The sequence below is a fragment of the Delftia sp. PE138 genome, from assembly GCF_018320755.1.
Lineage (GTDB): Bacteria > Pseudomonadota > Gammaproteobacteria > Burkholderiales > Burkholderiaceae_C > Comamonas > Comamonas tsuruhatensis.
The window spans coordinates 293,935-312,004 of sequence record NZ_JABEPN010000008.1 but is presented as its reverse complement, the minus strand read 5'-3'; the positions used below and the strand labels follow the sequence as shown (position 1 = coordinate 312,004).

The window sequence follows — 18,070 nt, the reverse complement described above, 5'->3', positions numbered from 1 at the left end:
AGGGCGCCCCCGCAAAAGACCATCGAAGTTGCATGCCGACAAGGGCTATGACTACAAGCGTTGCCGTGCGCACTTGAGACAACGGGGCATCGCCAGCCGCATTGCCAGGCGAGGCGTTGAGAGTAGCGAGCGACTGGGCAAGCATCGCTGGGTGGTGGAGCGGACCCATGGATGGTTTGCAGGCTTTGGCAAGTTGCGAATCCGCTTTGAAAGACGACTGGATATCCACGAAGCGCTGCTAAAACTGGCAGCGGCGATCATCTGTGCACGCTTCGTGGATCGGTGGTGTTAGCCAGTCTAAGTGATTTGCCCTGCCTGAGCAGGCCCTGCGATGGCGCTGGAGAAGGTTCGGCGCTGATGCGGGTACGCGCGCTTAGCTCGGGCCAAACGAAACGAAAACGGCCCCTTCGATTCCCATAAGGGCGCCGAGGGGGCTGTCGTCGTTTCCGTGTTGAGAGCCCACTGCGCGGGCATGCAATCCAGCTCTTGAGACCGTATTCATGTCCCACTTATGGCCCAGACACCCACTCAATGAGCTGTAAGTGGTTGTCGCCATTGGAAAATTGATGGTCCCTCCGACAGGAATCGAACCTGTATCTGGCGCTTAGGAGGCGCCCGTTCTATCCATTGAACTACGGAGAGGAGCAAACGGCGATTGTAAACCCATGGCGGGTCCGCCCCGCGCAGCGCCGGCAGGGCGGCTGCGCAGGGGTGGGGCGTCAGTCCTTGCGCACGGTGTAGATCAGGTCCAGCGCGCTGGTTTCCCCGGTCTGGCCGCGCAGGGTGAGGCGGCGCGAGAGGTCGTAGAAGATGTACAGCGTGCCCATGGCGCCCGAGAGGCTTTGCTCGTAGGTGACATAGAGGTCGCTGGACAGGCGCTTGCCCAGGGTGAGGGCGGCGCCGGTGGAGCCTTCGCCGCCCGGTCCCTTGAAGCCGATCTCGTCCAGGCCCAGGTTGCTGGCGATCTTGCCGCTGTTGTTGCGCCCGCCGCTGAGCAGGGACAGCGCGGCCTGCTGGAGCAGGGCGCTTTCGGCGCCGCCCGTGGCGGGGTCGCGGCCCATGACCACCCAGGAGAGCTTTTCGGCATCGGGCATTTCGGGGTCGGAGTACAGGCGCACGCGCGGGGCGTTGGCCGTGCCCTGCACCTGCACGCCTGCGCGCACGGCGATGTTCGGGCGCAGCGCCAGGATGTCCAGCGAGGGGTTGGCGTAGGGGCCGTTGAAGCGGATGAGGCCGGTCTCCACGTCCAGCGACTGGCCCCAGGCGCGGTAGCGGCCCTGCACGGTGCGGATCTCGCCGGTAATGCGCGGCGGGCCGCCCGCCACGGTGGGGCCTTGCACTTCCAGCGCGCCTTCCAGGCGGGTGGTGATGCCGTAGCCCTGCAGCGCGAAGTCGCGGCCCAGGTCAAGCTTGACGAGGATGTCGGGCAGCTTGATGGTTTCCGCGCGGGCCTGGGCCTTGCGGTCGGCCTGCTGCTGCTTGCGCGCCGCTTCCTGCTCGGCCTTGCGCGAGGCGGCCGAGTGCACGACCACGTCGGAGTCCAGCGAGGGCGCGGATTCCTCGGGCAGGATGATGGTGGCGCGGTCGGTGGTGAGGTCGCCGCGCAGCGTGAACTGGCCTTGCTCCAGCCTGGCCTGCAGGCCGCCCGAGACGCTGACCTGGCGGTCCGCGCGCACCAGCACCTGCAGCCTGGTGGCCTGGGCGCGCAGGTCCATGCTCAGGCCGGAGTTGCTGCCATCGGCGTTGGGCGGGTCCCAGCGCACGAAGCCCGAGCCCGTGAGTTCGCCGCCTTCGCGCGGTGCCGTGGTGAGGTTGCCGCTGTAGCCCAGGATGCGCGCATTGCTGCCGCGCCCGCCCTGCATGCGCAGCTCGGTCAGGTCCAGGCGGTTGCCTTGCAGGCGCGCGCGCAGCACGCCGTTTTGCAGGTCGATGCCGTCCAGCGCGGACAGGATGCTCAGGCCGTCGGCCGAGAGATTGCCCTGCCACTGCGGGTTCTGGCGGTCGCCGCTGATCTCGGCCTTGGCCTGCAGCGAGCCGGTGACGCGCCAGCCGGGCGGGGCGAACAGCGCCCAGATGCCGATGTCGGGCATGCGGGCGTCGATCTGGCCGGACAGAGGGGCCTTCTCGGGCCAGGTCCAGGTGCCGTCCTGCTGGGCCAGGCGCGTGCCCAGCTGCGCGGTCAGGGTGCCGGCGCGTTCGCTGTCCCAGTCGAGCTTGGCCTGCACGTCGTCGCCCTGGGCGCGCACGCTCAGGCGGGCCTGCTTGATGTGGGCGCGCATGCCGGCGCCGCGCACGGTATGCGTGCGCACTTCGCCGGGCTTGCTGGAGCGCGGCCCCGTGGTGTGGATGACGGTGGTGCCCGAGCCGTCTTCCACGGCCAGGCGCAGGTCGCCGGCTGCACGCTCGACCAGCAGTTCGGCCTTGAGCGCGGGGCCCGTCGTGTCGATGTCCCAGCGGGCGTTGAAGCTCAGGTCGCCGCTCAGGCCCATGGCGGCCAGCGGGGGCTCCTCGGCCATGGACAGGGCATCGACCCAGGCCAGCGGCAATGCCTGGGCGCGGCCGGTGCTGCGCAGGGCCCAGCGGCCGTCGCCGCCCTGGCTGGCGCGGGTGTCATCCCAGGCCAGCAGCACGGGCTGGGGCGCTTGGGCATTGGTGCGGCGCTGGGGCAGGGTGGGCGGCGTGACCTGCAGGCTGCCGGCCGATGCCGTGAAGGCGGTGGACAGCACGGTGCGGCCCGTGGTGCGCTGGGCGATCCGTACGGGCTGGTTGCCTGCCAGTTGCAGCTGCCATGGGCCGGGCAGGTCCTGGCCCGGACTCAGCCGGGCCTGCAGCTTGTCGATGCTGGCCTGCCAGTCCAGGGGCGCGGCACCGCGCGCCGTGGCAAGGCCTGCCTGCAGGGCCGTGTCGATCTGCGCGGTCTGCGTGCCGCGCTTCGCCTGGCCGGCCAGGGTGAGGCTGGCCTGCTCGGGCGAGCCCTTGAGGGCCAGGCGCAGCTCGGGCAGCTCCAGCGCCTGCTCGGGCGGCGTGTTGGCGGGCAGGTAGCGCAGCTTGGCGGCCTGCAGGTCGGCCTGCAGCTGCAGGCCGCTGGCGGGCAGGGGGTCGCCCACGGCGGCCTTCATGCGCTTTTGCAGTGCGCCCCATCCGCCGCGCCAGCTGGCGTCCAGCTGGGCCTGGCCTTCGATCAGGGCGCCGGCCAGCGGGTCCTTCATGCCGGGCAGCTTGCGCAGCCACTGCGTGAGGGCGGTGAGTGACGACAGCTTGAGCTGGCTGCTGCCCTGGCCTGCGGCAGGGCTGATGTGGCCGTCCAGCGAGAGTTCGGCGCCGGGCAGCTGGGCCTTCAGCACGGTCTGCAGCTTTTGCTGTTCGGTGTCGAACTGCAGGCTGCGGCTGCGCACCGAGGCCTGCAGCGCATCAAGCTGCAGGTTCTCCAGCGACAGCACGGGCTGGGCCCAGCGGCCTTTGGTGGCGAGTTTTTCTATGCGCAGGGGCTGGCGCTTGGCGCCTGCGGGCGCTGCTGCGGCCTGGATGTCCACGCTGAAGTCCACCTGCTGCTCTGCCGTGGTGCTGGCGCGCAGCTCGCCCTGCAGCGGTGCGGCTTCCAGGAGGCTGTAGAGCGCGGCGGGGTCCAGGCGCTGGACCTTGGCCTGGCCTTCGAAGACCTTGGTGGCGGGCTCGAAGCGGCCCTGGGCGTCGATGCTGCCCGAGCCTATGGCGATCTGCGCCTGCTCCAGCAGCCACTGCTGGCCGTCATAGCGCACTGCGGCCTCGATCTGGTCCAGCGGCAGACGCTGGCGGTCCCAGGGGCCGGGCATGGCGTTGTTCAGGCGTGTCGTCAGCTGCCAGGCGGTGGTGGCGATGGCCGAGCCTGGTGCCTGGTCCGATGGCTGTTCCGTGGCGGGTGCCTGGGCTGTATCAGCTGCCTTGCCATCCGGCCCGGCCTGCAATTCGCCGCTGATGCGGGTGCGCGGTCCCTGGGGCCAGAAGGCGGCGATGTCGATCTGGCTGAGCTGGGCGCGCGCGGTCTGCAGCGGCTGGGGCTGCCAGGGCCGGATGCTGGCCTCGATGTCCGCATGCATGGGTTCGGACACGGGGGCGGCTTCCTTGCGCTCCCTGGCCTTGCCGTTCTTGCCATCGGCCCTGGCGGATTTCTGTACGGCGGCAGGGGCAGGCGTTTCCTCGGACACCGTCCCGGGCTTGGCATCAACCTGGAGCTTGATGCCCAGTTGCGCAGCGGCGGTGGCCAGGGTGCCGTCGATCTGTGCCTTGGCCTGCACGGCCAGCGGTGCAGGTTTGGGGGCCTTGGCTGCGGAGGCCTCGTCGTCCGAAGCCAGGGCAGGCGCCTGCAGGTCGCCCTGCAGCTCGGCCTGGATGGCCATGGGCGCGCGGGCCTGCAGGCGCAGCCTGGCCTGGTAGCTGCCATCGGCCCATTGCAGGTCGCGCACGTCCAGCTGGTGCTCGCTGCCGTCGTAGGCGTAGTGGCCTTGCAGGCCCAGTACCTCGGCCTGGGGCGGGCCTTGCCAGACGATGCGCTCCACATGGAAGGGCACGTCGATCTTCACGGGCAGCACGAGCTGCTGCAGCGGCTCGACGGGTTTCTTGTCCTCGAGGTCGGGGGTGCTGGCAATGTTCAGCTCGGCGATGCGCACTTCGCCCAGGCGCACGGTGCGCGACAGCAGGGGACGCAATTGCCAGCCGATGGTGGCGTCGCGCAGCTCCACCTTCATGGTGGGGCTTTGCCATTGCAGCCAGCCGATGCGCCCGCCCTGGCGCACGGTGCCGGTGACTTCCTTGGCCTGCAGGCTCTGGCCTGCGGGCAGCCAGCCGGCCACGCGCTGCAGGGTGTAGGCCAGCGAATCGGCACGGCCGCTCCACCACCAGGCGGAACCCAGCAGGGCGGCCAGCAGCAGGACCAGGACCAGGAAGAACCAGAGCAGGTAGCGCAGCCAGCGGCGGCGGGGCGCAGGCGACGGAGGGGACGCCTGGGGGCTTTGGTCTGGCGCGGCGGAGGAGGCAGGGGTATTCAAGCGGGAATCCACCATGGTCAGAAGTTGAAGCCCAGGCGCAGGTGCAGGCGCAGCTGCTTTTCCTGGGCGCCCCAGGCGATGTCGGCCTGCACGGGGCCCACGGGGCTGCGCCAGCGCAGGCCGGTGCCCACGCCCACGCGCATGTACATGGAGTCGGGCGCATCGCCCACGGTGCCGGCGTCCAGGAAGACGGCGTGCTCCCAGTCCTGCGTGTTGCCCTTGATGACGATGGGCCGCTGCCACTCGATGCTGCCCACGGCCATGTAGCGCCCGCCGATGACCTTGCCGCTGTCGGTGCGCGCACCGATGCTCTGGTACCCGTAGCCGCGCACGGTGTTGTCGCCGCCGGTGATGAACAGCTGGGTGACGGGCAGGTCGGCATCCTTGCGGGCCAGCAGGGCACCGCCGGAGGCGCGCAGCGCCAGGCGGCTGCGGCGCTTGGTCTCGGGATCGACCTCGCCGATGGGAATCAGGCTGAGCCAGCGGCCCGAGACACGGCCGAACGGTGTGCGCTGGGGCGTGAGCGTGGTGCCCGCGCCGACTTCCCAGGCGAAGCCGAAGCCCGAGGAGGGCGCCAGCGTGCTGTCGAAGTAGCGGCCCGTCCAGCCGTAGTTGGCCGTGACCGACGAGCTGGACGGGGGCGCGCCCTCGCCCTGGGTCTTGGCGTAGTCGTACTGCAGGTAGTAGTTGCGGTCGATGTGGTCTTCGGACTTGGTGCGGCCGGCGCGCAGCTGCAGGCTGTTGACATCGAAGTCGCCCGAGGGCGCGCGCTCGGCCTTGGCCGTGGTGAACCAGCGCCACAGGGTTTCATCGGGCAGGGCGGTCCACTGCGTGGAGATCAGCGGGTTCTTGCGGTCGAAGCGCATGCGCGTGACGGCGCGCCAGCCCAGCCAGGGCAGGCGGTTGTGGATGTGGTCCACGCTCAGGCGCGGGCCGGTGTCGGTGCTCATGCCCACGCCGAAGACCCATTTCTGCATCTGGGCCTCGCGCACCTGGGCGATGACGGGCGTGGTGACCTGGGCGCCCTTGCGCTTGATGGCTTCCTCGTCCTCGGCGGCGCTGTCTCCCTGCTGGGGCACGTTGGCCAGCGTGAGGAAGACGGAGTCGTAGTAGCCGCTGCTGGCCAGGCGCAGCTGGGCGTCGACCAGGGCGGTCTGGTCGTATTCCTCGCCCTCGGGCAGGCGTGCGATGCGGGCCGTGCCCACGGGGTCGTAGCGCTGGGCGCCTTCGATGCGCAGCGGGCCGAAGGTGTAGGCCGGGCCGGGTGCATAGGCCACGCTGACATCGGCCTCGTGCGTGTCGGCGTCGATGTCTGCAAGGCTGGAGTCGATGCGCGCCAGCGGGTAGCGGCGCGACTGCAGCGTGCGCAGGCCCTGGCTCTTGGCCTGGCTCCAGCTGGACTGGCTGAAGCGCTGGCCGGGCTGCAGCGGCCAGTCCTCTTCGATGGTGGCGCGCTGGGAGGCGCCATCGGGATCGTCGGCATTGACGCCCGCAAAACGCACCTGGCTGCGCGCAATGGTGGCGGGCTCGCCCGGGTCCACCTTGACGGTGACCTCCAGCGGGGCCTCGTCGGATTCGGGCGTTTCCTTGATCTCCACCGTGACCGTGGGGCTGAAGTAGCCCAGCGTGCCGATCAGGTCGCGCACGTTGGCGTCGGTGGCGCCCAGCAGCCGCGTGAGCTCGCGCCGCTGCAGGTCGCTCTGGTAGCGGTAGCGGCGCAGTTCGAGGTGCTTTTCCAGCAGCTCGCGCACTTCCTTGGGCGCATCGACGACAAGGGAGAAGGCCGGGTCGCCGGTCGCTGCAATCAGCGACGGGTCCGTGTCCTTGTCATCATTCTTGGACGGCAGGAGGCTGCAGCCGCCGAGCATCAGGGCTGCACTCAACAGAAACAAAAACGCCGGCCCTCGGGCCGGCGCTGTCGCGGGGGGGAGCTTGGGCATCGGCCTATTTTGACAGCAGGCGCATGGCGTCTTCCAGACCTTTGAGTGTCAAAGGGTACATGCGGTTGCCCGTGAGCTGCTGGATGATGCTGATGCTCTGGCGGTACTGCCAGACGCCGGGCGGCTCGGGGTTGATCCAGGCAAAGCGCGGGAAGGCATGCGTCAGGCGCTGCAGCCATTCGGCGCCGGGCTCCTCGTTCATGTACTCCACGCTGCCGCCGGGCTGCAGGATCTCGTAGGGGCTCATGGTGGCGTCGCCCACGAAGATCAGCTTGTAGTCCTTGTTGTACTTGCGGATGATGTCCCAGGTCGGAAACTTCTCGGCGAAGCGGCGGCGGTTGTTCTTCCACATGAAGTCGTAGACGCAGTTGTGGAAGTAGTAGAACTCCAGGTGCTTGAACTCGCTCTTGACGGCGGAGAACAGCTCCTCCACGCGCTGCACGTGCTCGTCCATGGTGCCGCCCACGTCCATGAGCAGCAGCACCTTCACGTTGTTGTGGCGCTCCGGGATCATCTTGATGTCCAGGTAGCCCGCGTTGGCGGCCGTGCTGCGGATGGTGTCGGGCAGGTCCAGCTCCAGGTCGCTGCCTTCGCGTGCGAACTTGCGCAGCCGGCGCAGCGCCACCTTGATGTTGCGCGTGCCCAGCTCCTGCGTGTCGTCGTAGTCGCGGTAGGCACGCTGCTCCCAGACCTTGACGGCGCTCTTGTTGCGGCCCGGCCCGCCGATGCGCACGCCGGCCGGGTTGTAGCCGCCGTGGCCGAAGGGGCTGGTGCCGCCCGTACCTATCCACTTGTTGCCGCCTTCGTGGCGCTCCTTTTGCTCCTCCAGGCGCTTCTTGAGCGTGTCCATCAGCTCGTCCCAGCCCATGGCTTCGATGGCGGCCTTCTGCTCGGGCGAGAGTTCGCGCTCCAGCAGCTTCTTCAGCCAGTCCTGGGGAATCTCGCGCGTGAGGTCGGCCACCATCTCCACGCCCTTGAAGTAGGCGGCGAAGGCGCGGTCGTACTTGTCGTAGTGCTTCTCGTCCTTGACCAGCACGGTGCGGCCCAGGTGGTAGAAGTCGTCCAGGCTCCAGGCGTCCTCGCTCCTGGGGCCGACCACGCCGGCCTGCAGCGCCTCCAGCAGGGTCAGGAACTCCTTGACCGAGACGGGCAGCTTGGCCGCGCGCATGGTGTAGAAGAAGTCGATCAGCATGGCATCTCCCGGGGGCCTTGCGTACGCGCCCTCATGTGCGCGCCACGGCGGTGCTGCCGTCCGAATGGCGCTGCAACTGGTCCAGCAACTGGGCGCGCGACTCGGGCCATTCGCCGCTGCGCAGGCTGTACATCACGGTGTCGCGGATGGTGCCGTCGCGGCGCAGCGCGTGGCCGCGGATCACGCCGTCCTTCCTGGCACCCAGGCGCTCGATGGCGCGCTGGCTGGCGAAGTTGAAGCAGTCCGTGCGCCAGCCCACCACATGGCAGGCCAGCGTGTCGAAGGCATGGCCCATGAGCATGAGCTTGGCCGAGGTGTTGACATGGGTGCGCTGCACGCTGCGCGCGTACCAGGTGTAGCCGATCTCCACGCGGCGCACCTCGGGCAGGATGTCGTGGTAGCTGCTGGTGCCCAGCACGCGGCCGCTGTCGTCGTCGAGCACGGCAAACGCGAAGCGCTTGCCCTGGCTGCGCTGCTCCAGCGCGGCCTCGATATAGGCGCGCACGTCGTCGGGCTCGGGCGCGGAGGTCACGCGGATGCGCCACAGCTGGCCGTCCTGCACGGCCTCGCGCAGGCCCGCTTCATGGCTGAGCGCCAGGGGCTCGAGCCGCACGCCGTTGAAGCGCATTACCACGGGCTGCACGAAGCCCTGGTGCGCCACGGCGCCAGCCACGGGGATGGTGGTGACCTGGCCGGTGATGGCCGGCACGCGCGATTCTGCGCCGGCGTGGTCGGGGCCTTCGGTGTCGGGCTTGGAATCCGGCATGGCTGGCCTCAGCGGTTGCGCTGGTTCATGAAGACCAGCTTCTCGAACAGGCTCACGTCCTGCTCGTTCTTGAGCAGGGCGCCCACCAGCGGCGGCACGGAGACCTTGCCCTCGGCGGTCTGCAGCGATTCCACGGGAATGTCCTCGGCCACCAGCAGCTTGAGCCAGTCGATCAACTCGCTGGTGGAGGGCTTCTTCTTGAGGCCGGGCAGGTTGCGCACGTCGTAGAACACCTTCATCGCGGCGGCCAGCAGCTCGCCCTGCAGCTTGGGGAAGTGCACGGCCACGATCTGGCGCATGGTGTCGGCGTCGGGGAACTTGATGTAGTGGAAGAAGCAGCGGCGCAGGAAGGCGTCGGGCAGCTCCTTCTCGTTGTTGGAGGTGATGAACACCAGCGGCCGGTGCTTGGCGCGGATCATCTCGCGCGTCTCGTAGCAGTAGAACTCCATGCGGTCGATCTCGCGCAGCAGGTCGTTCGGGAATTCGATGTCGGCCTTGTCGATCTCGTCGATCAGCAGGGCCACGGGCCGGTCTGCCGTGAAGGCCTGCCACAGCACGCCCTTGACGATGTAGTTGTGGATGTCCTTGACGCGCTCGCCGCCGTCGATGTCGGACAGTTGCGAGTCGCGCAGGCGGCTGACGGCGTCGTATTCATACAGGCCCTGCTGGGCCTTGGTGGTGGACTTGATGTGCCACTGCAGCAGCGGCATGTCCAGCGCGGCGGCCACTTCCTCGGCCAGCATGGTCTTGCCCGTGCCGGGCTCTCCCTTGACCAGCAGCGGGCGCTGCAAGGTGGCTGCGGCATTCACCGCGAGCATCAAATCCTGGGTGGCGACGTAGTTCTCGGAACCTTGAAATTTCATGGGCGGTATCAGCGTAAGTATTGATGGGGACGCTTGACGGTGACTGCCATAATCGTTCGCGCTACCCGCTCAGCAGTAGGCATCCGTCAGAACTCTTGAAGGATTGTGCGCGCAAAATGATAAAAACTTTGACCACGGTATTGGCGCTGGCTGTCGCATCTGTGACCTCTGTGGCACAGGCCCAGCAAAGCAAAGGTGACGCAAAGGCAGGGGAGGGGAAGATCGCCATGTGCATTGGCTGCCATGGCATCCAGGGCTACCAGGCCAGCTTCCCCGAGGTGTACAAGGTCCCCAAGATTTCCGGCCAGGGCGCACCCTACATCGTGGCCGCGCTGCAGGCCTACCAGAAGGGCGAACGCAAGCATCCCACCATGCGCGGCATTGCCGATCCGCTGACCGAGCAGGACATGGCCGACGTGGCCGCCTACTACGCCGAGCATGGCGTGGCCAAGGCCGCCGACGCCAAGGTCCGCGAGCCCAGCACTCAGGTCGCCGCGCTGCTGCAAAAGGGCGCCTGCGTATCCTGCCACGGCCAGGGCTTTTCCAAACCCATCGATCCCAGCTACCCCAAGGTGGCCGGCCAGTATGCGGACTATCTGTACTCCGCCCTCAAGTCCTACAAGACCGAAGGCAACCCCCATATCGGCCGCAGCAACGGCGTGATGGCCGGCATTGCCAAGCAGTTCACCAACAGCGAACTCAAGGCGCTGGCCAACTACATCGGCAGCCTCGATGGCGAGCTGCAGACCCTGCCGCAGCCCCATTTCCGCCTGGGCCACAAATCGCAGTGAATCGCGCGCAGCCCCATACCCCATAGCAAAAGCCCGCAATCGCGGGCTTTGTCTTGAGGGTGATGCACAGAGGCGCTATGCGCCGCCCGTGGCCTTGGCGCCGTCACTCGTGGCGCGGCGCTGGACTGCGGCGATATAGGCTTCGCCATCGGGCGGGCGGCCCGAACGCTGGCTTTCCCAGAGCATCTGCCCCAGGCATTCCATGGTGGCGTGGTGGGCGTCGTGCAGCGAGTCCAGGCGGCGGCTGAGCAGCTCCACGGCCTGGCGTATGCCGCGCGGCTGGTCGATGCTGCACTGCTCGCTGATGGACAGATGCATGGACAGATGCAAAAACGGATTGGTCACGCCGGGCGTGGCGTCGTAGTCGCGCAGCAGGGCGGCGTCCACGTCGGCAAGGTCATCGAAATACTCGGGATGCTCGGCGATCCAGAGGCTGGCCAGCGTCTCTATGGCCTCCATCGGCGCGCCGCTCAGCATCTTGGTGCGCACGCCGCAGAAAAAGCGCCGCACATCGGCTTGGGTGGGGTTGAACATGGTGGCGCGCAGCGTAGCACGCGGCCCTTTTGGGCGGGCACGCAAGGACTTTGCCGAGGGCCCGCCGCAAGAAGAGGTCAGAGCACCTCGAAGACCCTGCCGGTCTGGGCGCCTTCCACGCTGCGCTGGTAGGCCAGGGCCACGCGGGCGGCGGGCACGGTCTCGAAGCCGGGGAAGACCGAGCCATAGGCATCGGCCGATTCGGTCAGCAGGGTGGGGCTCACGGCGTTGATGCGCAGGCCGCGCTGCAGTTCGACCGCGGCGCCGGTGACGAAGCCGTGCAGCGCGGCATTCACTGTCGATGCATTGGCGCCGTGGCGGATGGGCTCGGTGGCGGCGACGCCGCTGGTCAGCGTGATGGAGCCGCCGTCGCGCAGCCAGCGCTGGCCCAGCAGGGCGAGCCGCACCTGGCCCAGCAGCTTGTCCTGCAGTCCGGAGTTGAACTGCTCGGCCGTCATCTCGGACAGCGGGCCGAAGTGCAGCTTTCCGGCCGTGCTGACGATGGCGTCCACCTGGCCGGCGGCTTCGAACATTTTCTGCAGCGTCTCGGGCTGGGTGAAGTCGGCGCGCAGATCGCCGCTGTTGCGGCCCACGGTGACGATGTCATGGCGCGGGGCCAGCAGGGCCTGTACGGCGCGGCCGATGGTGCCGGAGGCACCGATGAGAAGGATCTTCATGCGGTTTTCTTTCTGAGGGGGTGAACAGGCCTCCAGTGTTTTGCAAATCATGGATGGCATAAAGTAGCCGGATCTTTTTGTACTCCTAAGCATTGGTTGGCAATCCATGGACAAGTTGCGCAATATGGAGGTCTTCATGGCCGTGGTCGAGGACGGCAGCTTTGCCCAGGCCGCGCGGCGCCTGGACATCTCGGCCGTGATGGTGGGCAAGCATGTGCAGCAACTGGAAGCCCACCTGGGCGCGCGCCTGCTGCAGCGCACCACGCGGCGCCACAGCCTGACCGAGGTGGGGCGCAGCTTCTACGAGGACAGCCGCCAGGTCTTCGAGCAGTTGCGCTGGGCCGAGTCGGCCGTGGAGCGCAGCCGCAGCGCGCCCCAGGGCCTGCTGCGCATCAGCGCGCCGACCACGCTGGGCAACCATGTGATCGCACCGCTGGTGGCCGACTACCAACTGGCCCATCCGCTGGTGCGCGTGGATCTGCAATTGAGCGACAGCATGGTCGACCTGGTGGGCGAGAACATCGACGTGGCCGTGCGCATCGGCCCCGTGGGCGGCGAAGGCCTGGTGGCGCGGCCGCTGCAGCCCTATCGCATGGTGATCGCGGCGGCGCCTTCGTACCTGCGGCGGCGCGGTCATCCGCGTGGCGTGGGCGATCTGGCGCGCCATGACTGCCTGAGCTACGCGGTCTGGCAGCGCCGATCGGAATGGATTCTGCGCGGCGACGGCTCGGCGCCGGTGCAGTGGCCCGACGATGCCCGCCTGCGCTGCAACAGCGGCGACGGGCTGCGCCATGCGGCGCTGCGCGGCCTGGGCCTGATCCTGCAGCCCGAGGTGCTGCTGGCCGCCGACATGGCCGCGGGCCGGCTGGTGCCCGTGCTGCAGGACTGCGTGCCACTGCCGCGCCCGGTGCACCTGGTCTATCTGCCGGACCGCCGCCAACTGCCCAAGCTGGCGCAGTTCGTGGACCACATGGTGCAGGCGCTGGGCGCGTCCTGAGGCCCGGTTTTCAGGGGGCGGGCGCCTGCTCCTTCTCCTGCTGCGCCTGGGCCTCCTGCCGCTCCTTGGCCATCTGCTCGACCAGCTGCTGGCGGCCCTGCTTGGCCACGGCAATGAGCTGGGCCTGGTCCTTGTGGTGGGGGTACATGCGCTCGATCAGCTGCAGGTTGTGCTCCCGAAAGCGCGCGGTGGTGCGCCGGGCCTCGGCAGGGCTGTGGCCAGCGAGCTCCAGCACGGTGCGCGCCGAGACGAGGCTGGACTCGAAGACTTCGCGCTCGACATGGCGCACGCCCAGGTCGCGCAACTGGTACCAGTGGGCCATGTCGCGCGCGCGGGCCACGATCTCCAGGTGCGGAAAGCGCTTGCGCACGCGGGCGGCGATCTTCAGCGATTGCTCGGAAGAGTCCACGGCAATGACCAGCACCCGCGCCTTGTCCGCGCCGGCAATGCGCAGCAGGTCCATGCGCGTGGCATCGCCGAAGAACACGCGGTAGCCGAAGGTGTGGGCCACTTCCAGCATCTCCACGCTGTGGTCGAGGATGGTGGCCGGCACGCCCTGGGTCAGCAGCACGCGCGCCACGATCTGGCCGTAGCGGCCAAAGCCCGCAATGATGATCTGCGCGTCCTGCGGCTCCGATATTTCATGGGGCCTGGCAGCCTGGCCCGCGCCGTCGACCTGGCAATCCTTCATGTCGGCAAAGCGCTGGAGCAGCAGCTTGTCCATCAGCACCAGCACCAGCGGGCCGATCAGCATGGACAGGGCCACGGCGGCCACCAGCATGGACGAAATGCTGTGGTGGAACACCTTGTACTGCGCCGCCGTCTGGAACACCACGAAGGCGAACTCGCCGCCCTGGGCCAGCAGCAGGGTGAACACCGGGCGCTCGCGCCAGGGCAGCTTCAGCACGCGGGCCAGGGTGTAGAGCACGGCGCCCTTGAGCGCCAGAAAGCCCAGCACCATGGCCGCCATGGCCCAGGGCGCGCGCAGCAGCACGCCGAAATCGATGCTCATGCCCACGGCCATGAAGAACAGGCCCAGCAGCAGGCCCTTGAAGGGCTCGATGTTGGTCTCCAGCTCGCTGCGGTACTCGCTGTCTGCCAGCAGCACGCCGGCCAGGAAGGCTCCCAGCGCCATGGACAGGCCCACCTGCACCATCAGCATGGCAATGCCCACCACCAGCAGCAGCGAGGTGGCCGTGAAGATCTCGGGCGTGCGGCTGCGGGCGATCCAGCGCAGCAGGGGGCGCAGCAGCAGGCGGCCGCCCACCACCACGGCGGCGATGGTGCCCACGGTCTTGAGCACCTGCAGCCACAGGTGGCTGTCTGTGTGCGTGGCATTGGCGGCCTTGACCGCGCCCAGGATGGGGATCAGCGCCAGGATGGGAATGGCGGCCACGTCCTGGAACAGCAGGATGGAAAAGCCGGCCTGGCCGCTGGGCGTGCGCATGAGGTTGCGCTCGGCCATGACCTGCAGGCAGATGGCCGTGGACGACAGGGCCAGGCCCATGCCCGCGATCAGGCTCACGCGCCAGGAAAAGCCGAAGGCCCAGGCCGCCAGGAACAGCACGCCCGTGCAGGCCAGCATCTGCGCGAGCCCCCATCCCAGGATGGGCCGGCGCAGCTCCCACAGGCGGCTGGGCTGCAGCTCCAGCCCGATCACGAAGAGCATCAGCACCACGCCGAACTCGGCAAAATGAAGAATGTCATCCACATTGCTGACAAGCGACAGTCCCCAGGGGCCCATGGCAATGCCGGCACCCAGGTAGCCAATGATGGCGCCCAGGCCCAGGGCACGCGCAATGGGCACGGCCAGCACGGCGGCGGTGAGATAGAGAAAGCCGTAGGTCAGCCAGATGGGGGCGCTGTGTTCCATGGAAGCTAGGGATCTTGGAGTTGGTGTTTACCCTGGGGTGATTGATTGTGTCACTCTCACAGCTGGGTCAGCTTTTTGACAGGGTTGAAAATGCCCCCCACGCTCCCTTTGCTGCGCTAGGTCCGCTGCCCCTGGCCGGGCGCCCCCCGAGGGGGCCGTTTTCATCTTGGGGCGGCCCGGCGATGAAAAATGCCACCGAATGCTTCACCGCCCCATCCGGCTTTGCCGCGGCAGTGCGCCAGATCGGCCGCACGGTTTTAAGATGCCGGCCTGCTCCGTATTTTTAAGGTGTTTGGCATGGATTGGCACACTTGGATCGCCTACTTTGTGGCCTGCTGGATCATTGCGGTCTCCCCGGGCTCGGGCGCCGTGCTGTCCATGAGCCATGGCCTGTCGTATGGCGTGCGCAAGAGCAGCGCCACCATCTTCGGGCTGCAGCTGGGGCTGCTGACCATCTTGCTGATCGCCGGCGCGGGCGTGGGCTCGCTGCTGCTGGCCTCCGAATGGGCGTTCAACGCCGTGAAGATCGTCGGCGCGTGCTACCTGATCTACCTGGGCATCAGCCAATGGCGCTCGGGTGCCGCACCCCTGGCCACCCAGGAATCCATGCCCGAGCTCAGCGTGCGCCGCCGCGTGCTCACGGGCTTCCTGACCAACGCCACCAATCCCAAGGGCATCATCTTCATGGTGGCCGTGCTGCCCCAGTTCATGACCACCAGCCGCCCGCTGTGGCTGCAGTTGCTGATCCTGGCCGCCACCATGCTGGCCGTGGACACCATGGTCATGCACGGCTATGCGGCCAGCGCCAGCGCGCTGCGCGGCTTCATGCGCAGCGCGCGTGCCGTGCGCAGCCAGAACCGGGTCTTCGGCGCGCTGCTGATGGCCGTGGGCACGGGGCTGTTCTTCGTGCAGCGCGCCTCGCGCTGAGCCCCTCCCTGGGCTAACCCTAGCCTGTCGCGCGCCCGACATGGAGCGCGCGGCACCGGCCCCTACCATTTGGGGCATGAAAACCTTCCATTCCTATTCCGAAGTGCGTGCCTGCGTGGGGCAGGAAGTCGCCGTCAGCGACTGGATCACCATCACCCAGCAGCAGGTGCAGCTGTTCGCCGATGCCACGGGCGACCAGCAGTGGATCCATGTGGACCCCGAGCGTGCGTCCAAGGGCCCCTTCGGCGCGCCGATCGCGCATGGCTTTCTGACGCTGTCGCTGATTCCCCAGTTTTTCCAGAGCTGCTTTCACATCGAAGGCGCGCAAATGGGCGTGAACTACGGCCTCAACCGCGTGCGCTTCACCTCGCCCGTGCCCGTGGGCAGCCGCCTGCGCGCGCGCCTGACGCTGCAGGCCGCCGAGCCCATCGAGCCCGGTGGGCTGCAGATGACCTGGCTGGTGACCGTGGAGCGCGAAGGCGCGGACAAGCCCGCCTGCGTGGCCGAGTCCGTGGCCCGCAACTACGGCGCCAAGGCCTGAATGAAAACTGACCCCCACGCTGCCCTCCCAAGAGGGAGCTTTTCATCTTGGGGCGGCCCGGCGATGAAAAAAGCCCGCAGGCGGCACCTGCGGGCTGGCTGCGTGGTGGCAGCGGTTGCGGGGTCTGGGGCTCAGGCGCCGAAGTTCAGCTGGCCCGAACGCTCGGCAGCGGCGGCCTCGCGGCGCACTTCCTCGCGGCTCACGCCAGCGGTGGCAGTGTTCTGGATGGGCAGGTAGCCTTCGGCGACGGAGGGCATGGTGCCATTGGCCTGGGCGGCCTTCAGGTCGGCCATGACCTGGGCACGTGTCAGCGTGCTCTGGGTCTTCACTTCGGGCGGGTAGCTGCTGTTGTCGGCGTAGTCGAAGCCGGCGGCCTGGGCGGCGAAGGCGGAAACGGTGAGGGCGGCCAGGACGGCAAAACGGCGGGTGTTCTTCATGATTCAAGTCCTTTGTTTTGTTTCTGGGACAGGGCGTTCCTTGCGGAAATCGCTTGGTAACGTAGAGCCCATGACTCAAATGTAGGACGGTGTGGAATCGGGATAAACCCTTGGATTGGCAATGCGCTTTTTCAGCGGTTGAAACAATCGGCGGGGAACTTTCCGCCGACCCGGGCCGGTCGCTCAGGCCGCGCCGGGCGCGCCCTCGGCCAGTGCGGCGCCGGCAAACTGCTGCTGGCGCCAGGCTTCAAACACCGTCACGGCCACGGCGTTGGACAGGTTCAGGCTGCGCTGCTGCGGCAGCATGGGCAGGCGCAGGCGCTGCTGCGGCGGGAACTGCTCGCGCACCTCGGCGGGCAGGCCCTTGCTTTCGGAGCCGAACACCAGCCAGTCGCCGGGCTGGAAGCCGATGGCGTGGGCGGGACTGCTGCTGTGCGTGGTCATGGCGAACATGCGCTGGCGGTCCGGCCGGCAGTCCTGCAGGAAGGCCTGCCAGTCGGCATGGCGGCGCACGGGCGCGTACTCGTGGTAGTCGAGGCCGGCGCGGCGCATCAGGCGGTCTTCCATGGAAAAGCCCAGCGGCTCGATCAGGTGCAGGCTGCAGCCGGTGTTGGCGGCCAGACGGATCACATTGCCGGTATTGGGCGGGATCTCCGGCGCGACGAGAACGATATGGAACATGGCCCGTATTGTCTCGCGGCGGCAGATGCCCCCGGGCCCCGGTCCCCTGCGGTCAGGGCGTGCGCGCCAGCACCAGGGCGCTGACCTCGGCCGCGCCTGCGCGGCGCAGGCAGGTGGCCAGCGCATGCAGGCTGGCGCCCGTGGTCATCACATCGTCGATCAACAGGATCTTGCGGCCGCGCACGTGGGCCAGCTGCGCAGGTGGCACGGCAAAGACCGTGCGCAGCTGGCGCAGGCGCAGGGCGCGCGGCAGGTCATGCTGGGCCTGTGCCGTGTGGGCGCGCTGCACGGCCTGGTGCCGCAGCTTGCCCCGGGTGGATGCGCTGCAGAGCGCGCGGGCCAGCACCAGGGTCTGGTGAAAGCCGCGCTCTCGCAGGCGCTGCGGCGACAGCGGCATGGGCAGCAGCAGGTCGCATTGCTGCAGTTGCTCGCGCGCCTGAGGCAACTCCAGCAGCAGATCGGCCAGGCTGCGTGCCAGGCCGGTATCTCCCCGGAACTTGAAGTCGCCGATCACCGTGTGCCACGGGTAGGCATAGTCCAGCGCGGCCAGGCAGTGCGTCAGCGGCGGCGGCTTGACCAGGCAGGCGCCGCAGGTGCGGGGACCATCGGCGCCGGTGCAGGCCGGCAGCGGCATGGCGCAGCGCCCGCATCGCGCCATGGGTCCGGCCCAGCGTGCGCGGCAGTCCTGGCACAGGCGCCGCGCAGGCCAGCGGTGGCAGACGGCGCACTGGCTGGGCAGCAGGCCGGGCAGGCCGGCATGCCAGCGCGAAAGCCATGACGCAGGCAGGTTGGGCATGGAGTCAATATACTCGCGCCGCGTCCGCCAC

Annotated in this window: 16 protein-coding genes and 1 tRNA gene; 5 read left to right on the top strand and 12 right to left on the bottom strand. The window is 68.2% G+C overall.

What is annotated here, in order from left to right:
* Positions 1-292: transposase (locus HFGMBDPB_RS24650; protein ID WP_212646480.1), on the top strand; the 292-nt coding region annotated here is incomplete at its 5' end.
* A gap of 275 nt (positions 293-567) precedes the next feature.
* Here HFGMBDPB_RS24650 and HFGMBDPB_RS24645 read toward each other — a convergent pair.
* From HFGMBDPB_RS24645 to HFGMBDPB_RS24620, 6 genes are all read right to left on the bottom strand, one after another.
* Positions 568-642: transfer RNA gene (locus HFGMBDPB_RS24645), tRNA-Arg, on the bottom strand.
* 77 nt (positions 643-719) lie between these two features.
* Positions 720-5,039, bottom strand: coding sequence for a translocation/assembly module TamB domain-containing protein (locus HFGMBDPB_RS24640; RefSeq protein WP_212646479.1), 4,320 nt, complete (start codon positions 5,037-5,039; stop codon positions 720-722).
* Positions 5,040-5,041: 2 nt separating this feature from the next.
* On the bottom strand, positions 5,042-6,964 hold the full coding sequence (locus HFGMBDPB_RS24635) for an autotransporter assembly complex protein TamA (RefSeq protein WP_205626982.1): 1,923 nt from the start codon (positions 6,962-6,964) through the stop codon (positions 5,042-5,044).
* Between the two features lie 4 nt (positions 6,965-6,968).
* Complete coding sequence (locus HFGMBDPB_RS24630) at positions 6,969-8,156, bottom strand: vWA domain-containing protein (RefSeq protein ID WP_016453729.1); 1,188 nt, start codon at positions 8,154-8,156, stop codon at positions 6,969-6,971.
* A gap of 31 nt (positions 8,157-8,187) precedes the next feature.
* Positions 8,188-8,922 carry a GNAT family N-acetyltransferase gene (locus HFGMBDPB_RS24625; RefSeq protein ID WP_016453730.1) on the bottom strand — a complete coding sequence of 245 codons (735 nt, stop codon included), beginning with the start codon at positions 8,920-8,922 and terminating at the stop codon, positions 8,188-8,190.
* Positions 8,923-8,930: 8 nt separating this feature from the next.
* Positions 8,931-9,785 (bottom strand): AAA family ATPase, encoded by an 855-nt coding sequence (locus HFGMBDPB_RS24620; RefSeq protein ID WP_016450128.1) that lies wholly within the window; start codon positions 9,783-9,785, stop codon positions 8,931-8,933.
* Between the two features lie 116 nt (positions 9,786-9,901).
* Between HFGMBDPB_RS24620 and HFGMBDPB_RS24615 the strand changes: the two genes are divergently transcribed.
* Positions 9,902-10,576 (top strand): c-type cytochrome, encoded by a 675-nt coding sequence (locus HFGMBDPB_RS24615; RefSeq protein WP_016450129.1) that lies wholly within the window; start codon positions 9,902-9,904, stop codon positions 10,574-10,576.
* Between the two features lie 75 nt (positions 10,577-10,651).
* Here the strand turns inward: HFGMBDPB_RS24615 and HFGMBDPB_RS24610 are convergent, their stop codons facing one another.
* The gene (locus HFGMBDPB_RS24610) at positions 10,652-11,110 is read right to left on the bottom strand and encodes a DUF1841 family protein (protein ID WP_016453732.1); all 459 of its coding nucleotides are present in this window, start codon (positions 11,108-11,110) and stop codon (positions 10,652-10,654) included.
* Positions 11,111-11,187: 77 nt separating this feature from the next.
* A complete protein-coding gene (locus tag HFGMBDPB_RS24605; protein ID WP_212646478.1) occupies positions 11,188-11,787 on the bottom strand; it encodes a short chain dehydrogenase in 600 nt (199 codons plus the stop codon).
* 106 nt (positions 11,788-11,893) lie between these two features.
* Here HFGMBDPB_RS24605 and HFGMBDPB_RS24600 point away from each other — a divergent pair, with 106 nt between their 5' ends.
* Positions 11,894-12,784 (top strand): LysR family transcriptional regulator, encoded by an 891-nt coding sequence (locus HFGMBDPB_RS24600; RefSeq protein ID WP_016453734.1) that lies wholly within the window; start codon positions 11,894-11,896, stop codon positions 12,782-12,784.
* 10 nt (positions 12,785-12,794) lie between these two features.
* Here HFGMBDPB_RS24600 and kefC read toward each other — a convergent pair whose 3' ends face one another.
* The gene (kefC, locus tag HFGMBDPB_RS24595; RefSeq protein ID WP_212646477.1) at positions 12,795-14,657 is read right to left on the bottom strand and encodes a glutathione-regulated potassium-efflux system protein KefC; all 1,863 of its coding nucleotides are present in this window, start codon (positions 14,655-14,657) and stop codon (positions 12,795-12,797) included.
* Positions 14,658-14,954: 297 nt separating this feature from the next.
* Here kefC and HFGMBDPB_RS24590 point away from each other — a divergent pair, with 297 nt between their 5' ends.
* A complete protein-coding gene (locus tag HFGMBDPB_RS24590; RefSeq protein WP_012203595.1) occupies positions 14,955-15,584 on the top strand; it encodes a LysE family transporter in 630 nt (209 codons plus the stop codon).
* 76 nt (positions 15,585-15,660) lie between these two features.
* On the top strand, positions 15,661-16,125 hold the full coding sequence (locus tag HFGMBDPB_RS24585) for a MaoC family dehydratase (protein ID WP_017406698.1): 465 nt from the start codon (positions 15,661-15,663) through the stop codon (positions 16,123-16,125).
* Positions 16,126-16,256: 131 nt separating this feature from the next.
* Here the strand turns inward: HFGMBDPB_RS24585 and HFGMBDPB_RS24580 are convergent, their stop codons facing one another.
* The 3 genes from HFGMBDPB_RS24580 to HFGMBDPB_RS24570 form a co-directional block, all read right to left on the bottom strand.
* Positions 16,257-16,562, bottom strand: a complete 306-nt coding sequence (locus tag HFGMBDPB_RS24580) for a DUF4148 domain-containing protein (protein WP_016453737.1) — start codon at positions 16,560-16,562, stop codon at positions 16,257-16,259.
* A gap of 183 nt (positions 16,563-16,745) precedes the next feature.
* Positions 16,746-17,243, bottom strand: a complete 498-nt coding sequence (gene trmL / locus HFGMBDPB_RS24575) for a tRNA (uridine(34)/cytosine(34)/5-carboxymethylaminomethyluridine(34)-2'-O)-methyltransferase TrmL (RefSeq protein ID WP_016450136.1) — start codon at positions 17,241-17,243, stop codon at positions 16,746-16,748.
* 52 nt (positions 17,244-17,295) lie between these two features.
* Complete coding sequence (locus tag HFGMBDPB_RS24570; protein WP_212646476.1) at positions 17,296-18,039, bottom strand: ComF family protein; 744 nt, start codon at positions 18,037-18,039, stop codon at positions 17,296-17,298.
* Between the last annotated feature and the right edge of the window lie 31 nt (positions 18,040-18,070).

Excerpts from the sequence above, each read along its gene's own strand:
- HFGMBDPB_RS24630 (WP_016453729.1), bottom strand. The coding sequence starts at position 8,156 with ATGCTGATCGACTTCTTCTACACCATGCGCGCGGCCAAGCTGCCCGTC.
- HFGMBDPB_RS24600 (WP_016453734.1), top strand. The coding sequence starts at position 11,894 with ATGGACAAGTTGCGCAATATGGAGGTCTTCATGGCCGTGGTCGAGGAC.
- HFGMBDPB_RS24570 (WP_212646476.1), bottom strand. The coding sequence starts at position 18,039 with ATGCCCAACCTGCCTGCGTCATGGCTTTCGCGCTGGCATGCCGGCCTG.
- HFGMBDPB_RS24590 (WP_012203595.1), top strand. The coding sequence starts at position 14,955 with ATGGATTGGCACACTTGGATCGCCTACTTTGTGGCCTGCTGGATCATT.
- HFGMBDPB_RS24640 (WP_212646479.1), bottom strand. The coding sequence starts at position 5,039 with ATGGTGGATTCCCGCTTGAATACCCCTGCCTCCTCCGCCGCGCCAGAC.
- trmL (WP_016450136.1), bottom strand. The coding sequence starts at position 17,243 with ATGTTCCATATCGTTCTCGTCGCGCCGGAGATCCCGCCCAATACCGGC.
- HFGMBDPB_RS24615 (WP_016450129.1), top strand. The coding sequence starts at position 9,902 with ATGATAAAAACTTTGACCACGGTATTGGCGCTGGCTGTCGCATCTGTG.
- HFGMBDPB_RS24625 (WP_016453730.1), bottom strand. The coding sequence starts at position 8,922 with ATGCCGGATTCCAAGCCCGACACCGAAGGCCCCGACCACGCCGGCGCA.
- kefC (WP_212646477.1), bottom strand. The coding sequence starts at position 14,657 with ATGGAACACAGCGCCCCCATCTGGCTGACCTACGGCTTTCTCTATCTC.
- HFGMBDPB_RS24580 (WP_016453737.1), bottom strand. The coding sequence starts at position 16,562 with ATGAAGAACACCCGCCGTTTTGCCGTCCTGGCCGCCCTCACCGTTTCC.
- HFGMBDPB_RS24620 (WP_016450128.1), bottom strand. The coding sequence starts at position 9,785 with ATGAAATTTCAAGGTTCCGAGAACTACGTCGCCACCCAGGATTTGATG.
- HFGMBDPB_RS24585 (WP_017406698.1), top strand. The coding sequence starts at position 15,661 with ATGAAAACCTTCCATTCCTATTCCGAAGTGCGTGCCTGCGTGGGGCAG.
- HFGMBDPB_RS24605 (WP_212646478.1), bottom strand. The coding sequence starts at position 11,787 with ATGAAGATCCTTCTCATCGGTGCCTCCGGCACCATCGGCCGCGCCGTA.
- HFGMBDPB_RS24635 (WP_205626982.1), bottom strand. The coding sequence starts at position 6,964 with ATGCCCAAGCTCCCCCCCGCGACAGCGCCGGCCCGAGGGCCGGCGTTT.
- HFGMBDPB_RS24610 (WP_016453732.1), bottom strand. The coding sequence starts at position 11,110 with ATGTTCAACCCCACCCAAGCCGATGTGCGGCGCTTTTTCTGCGGCGTG.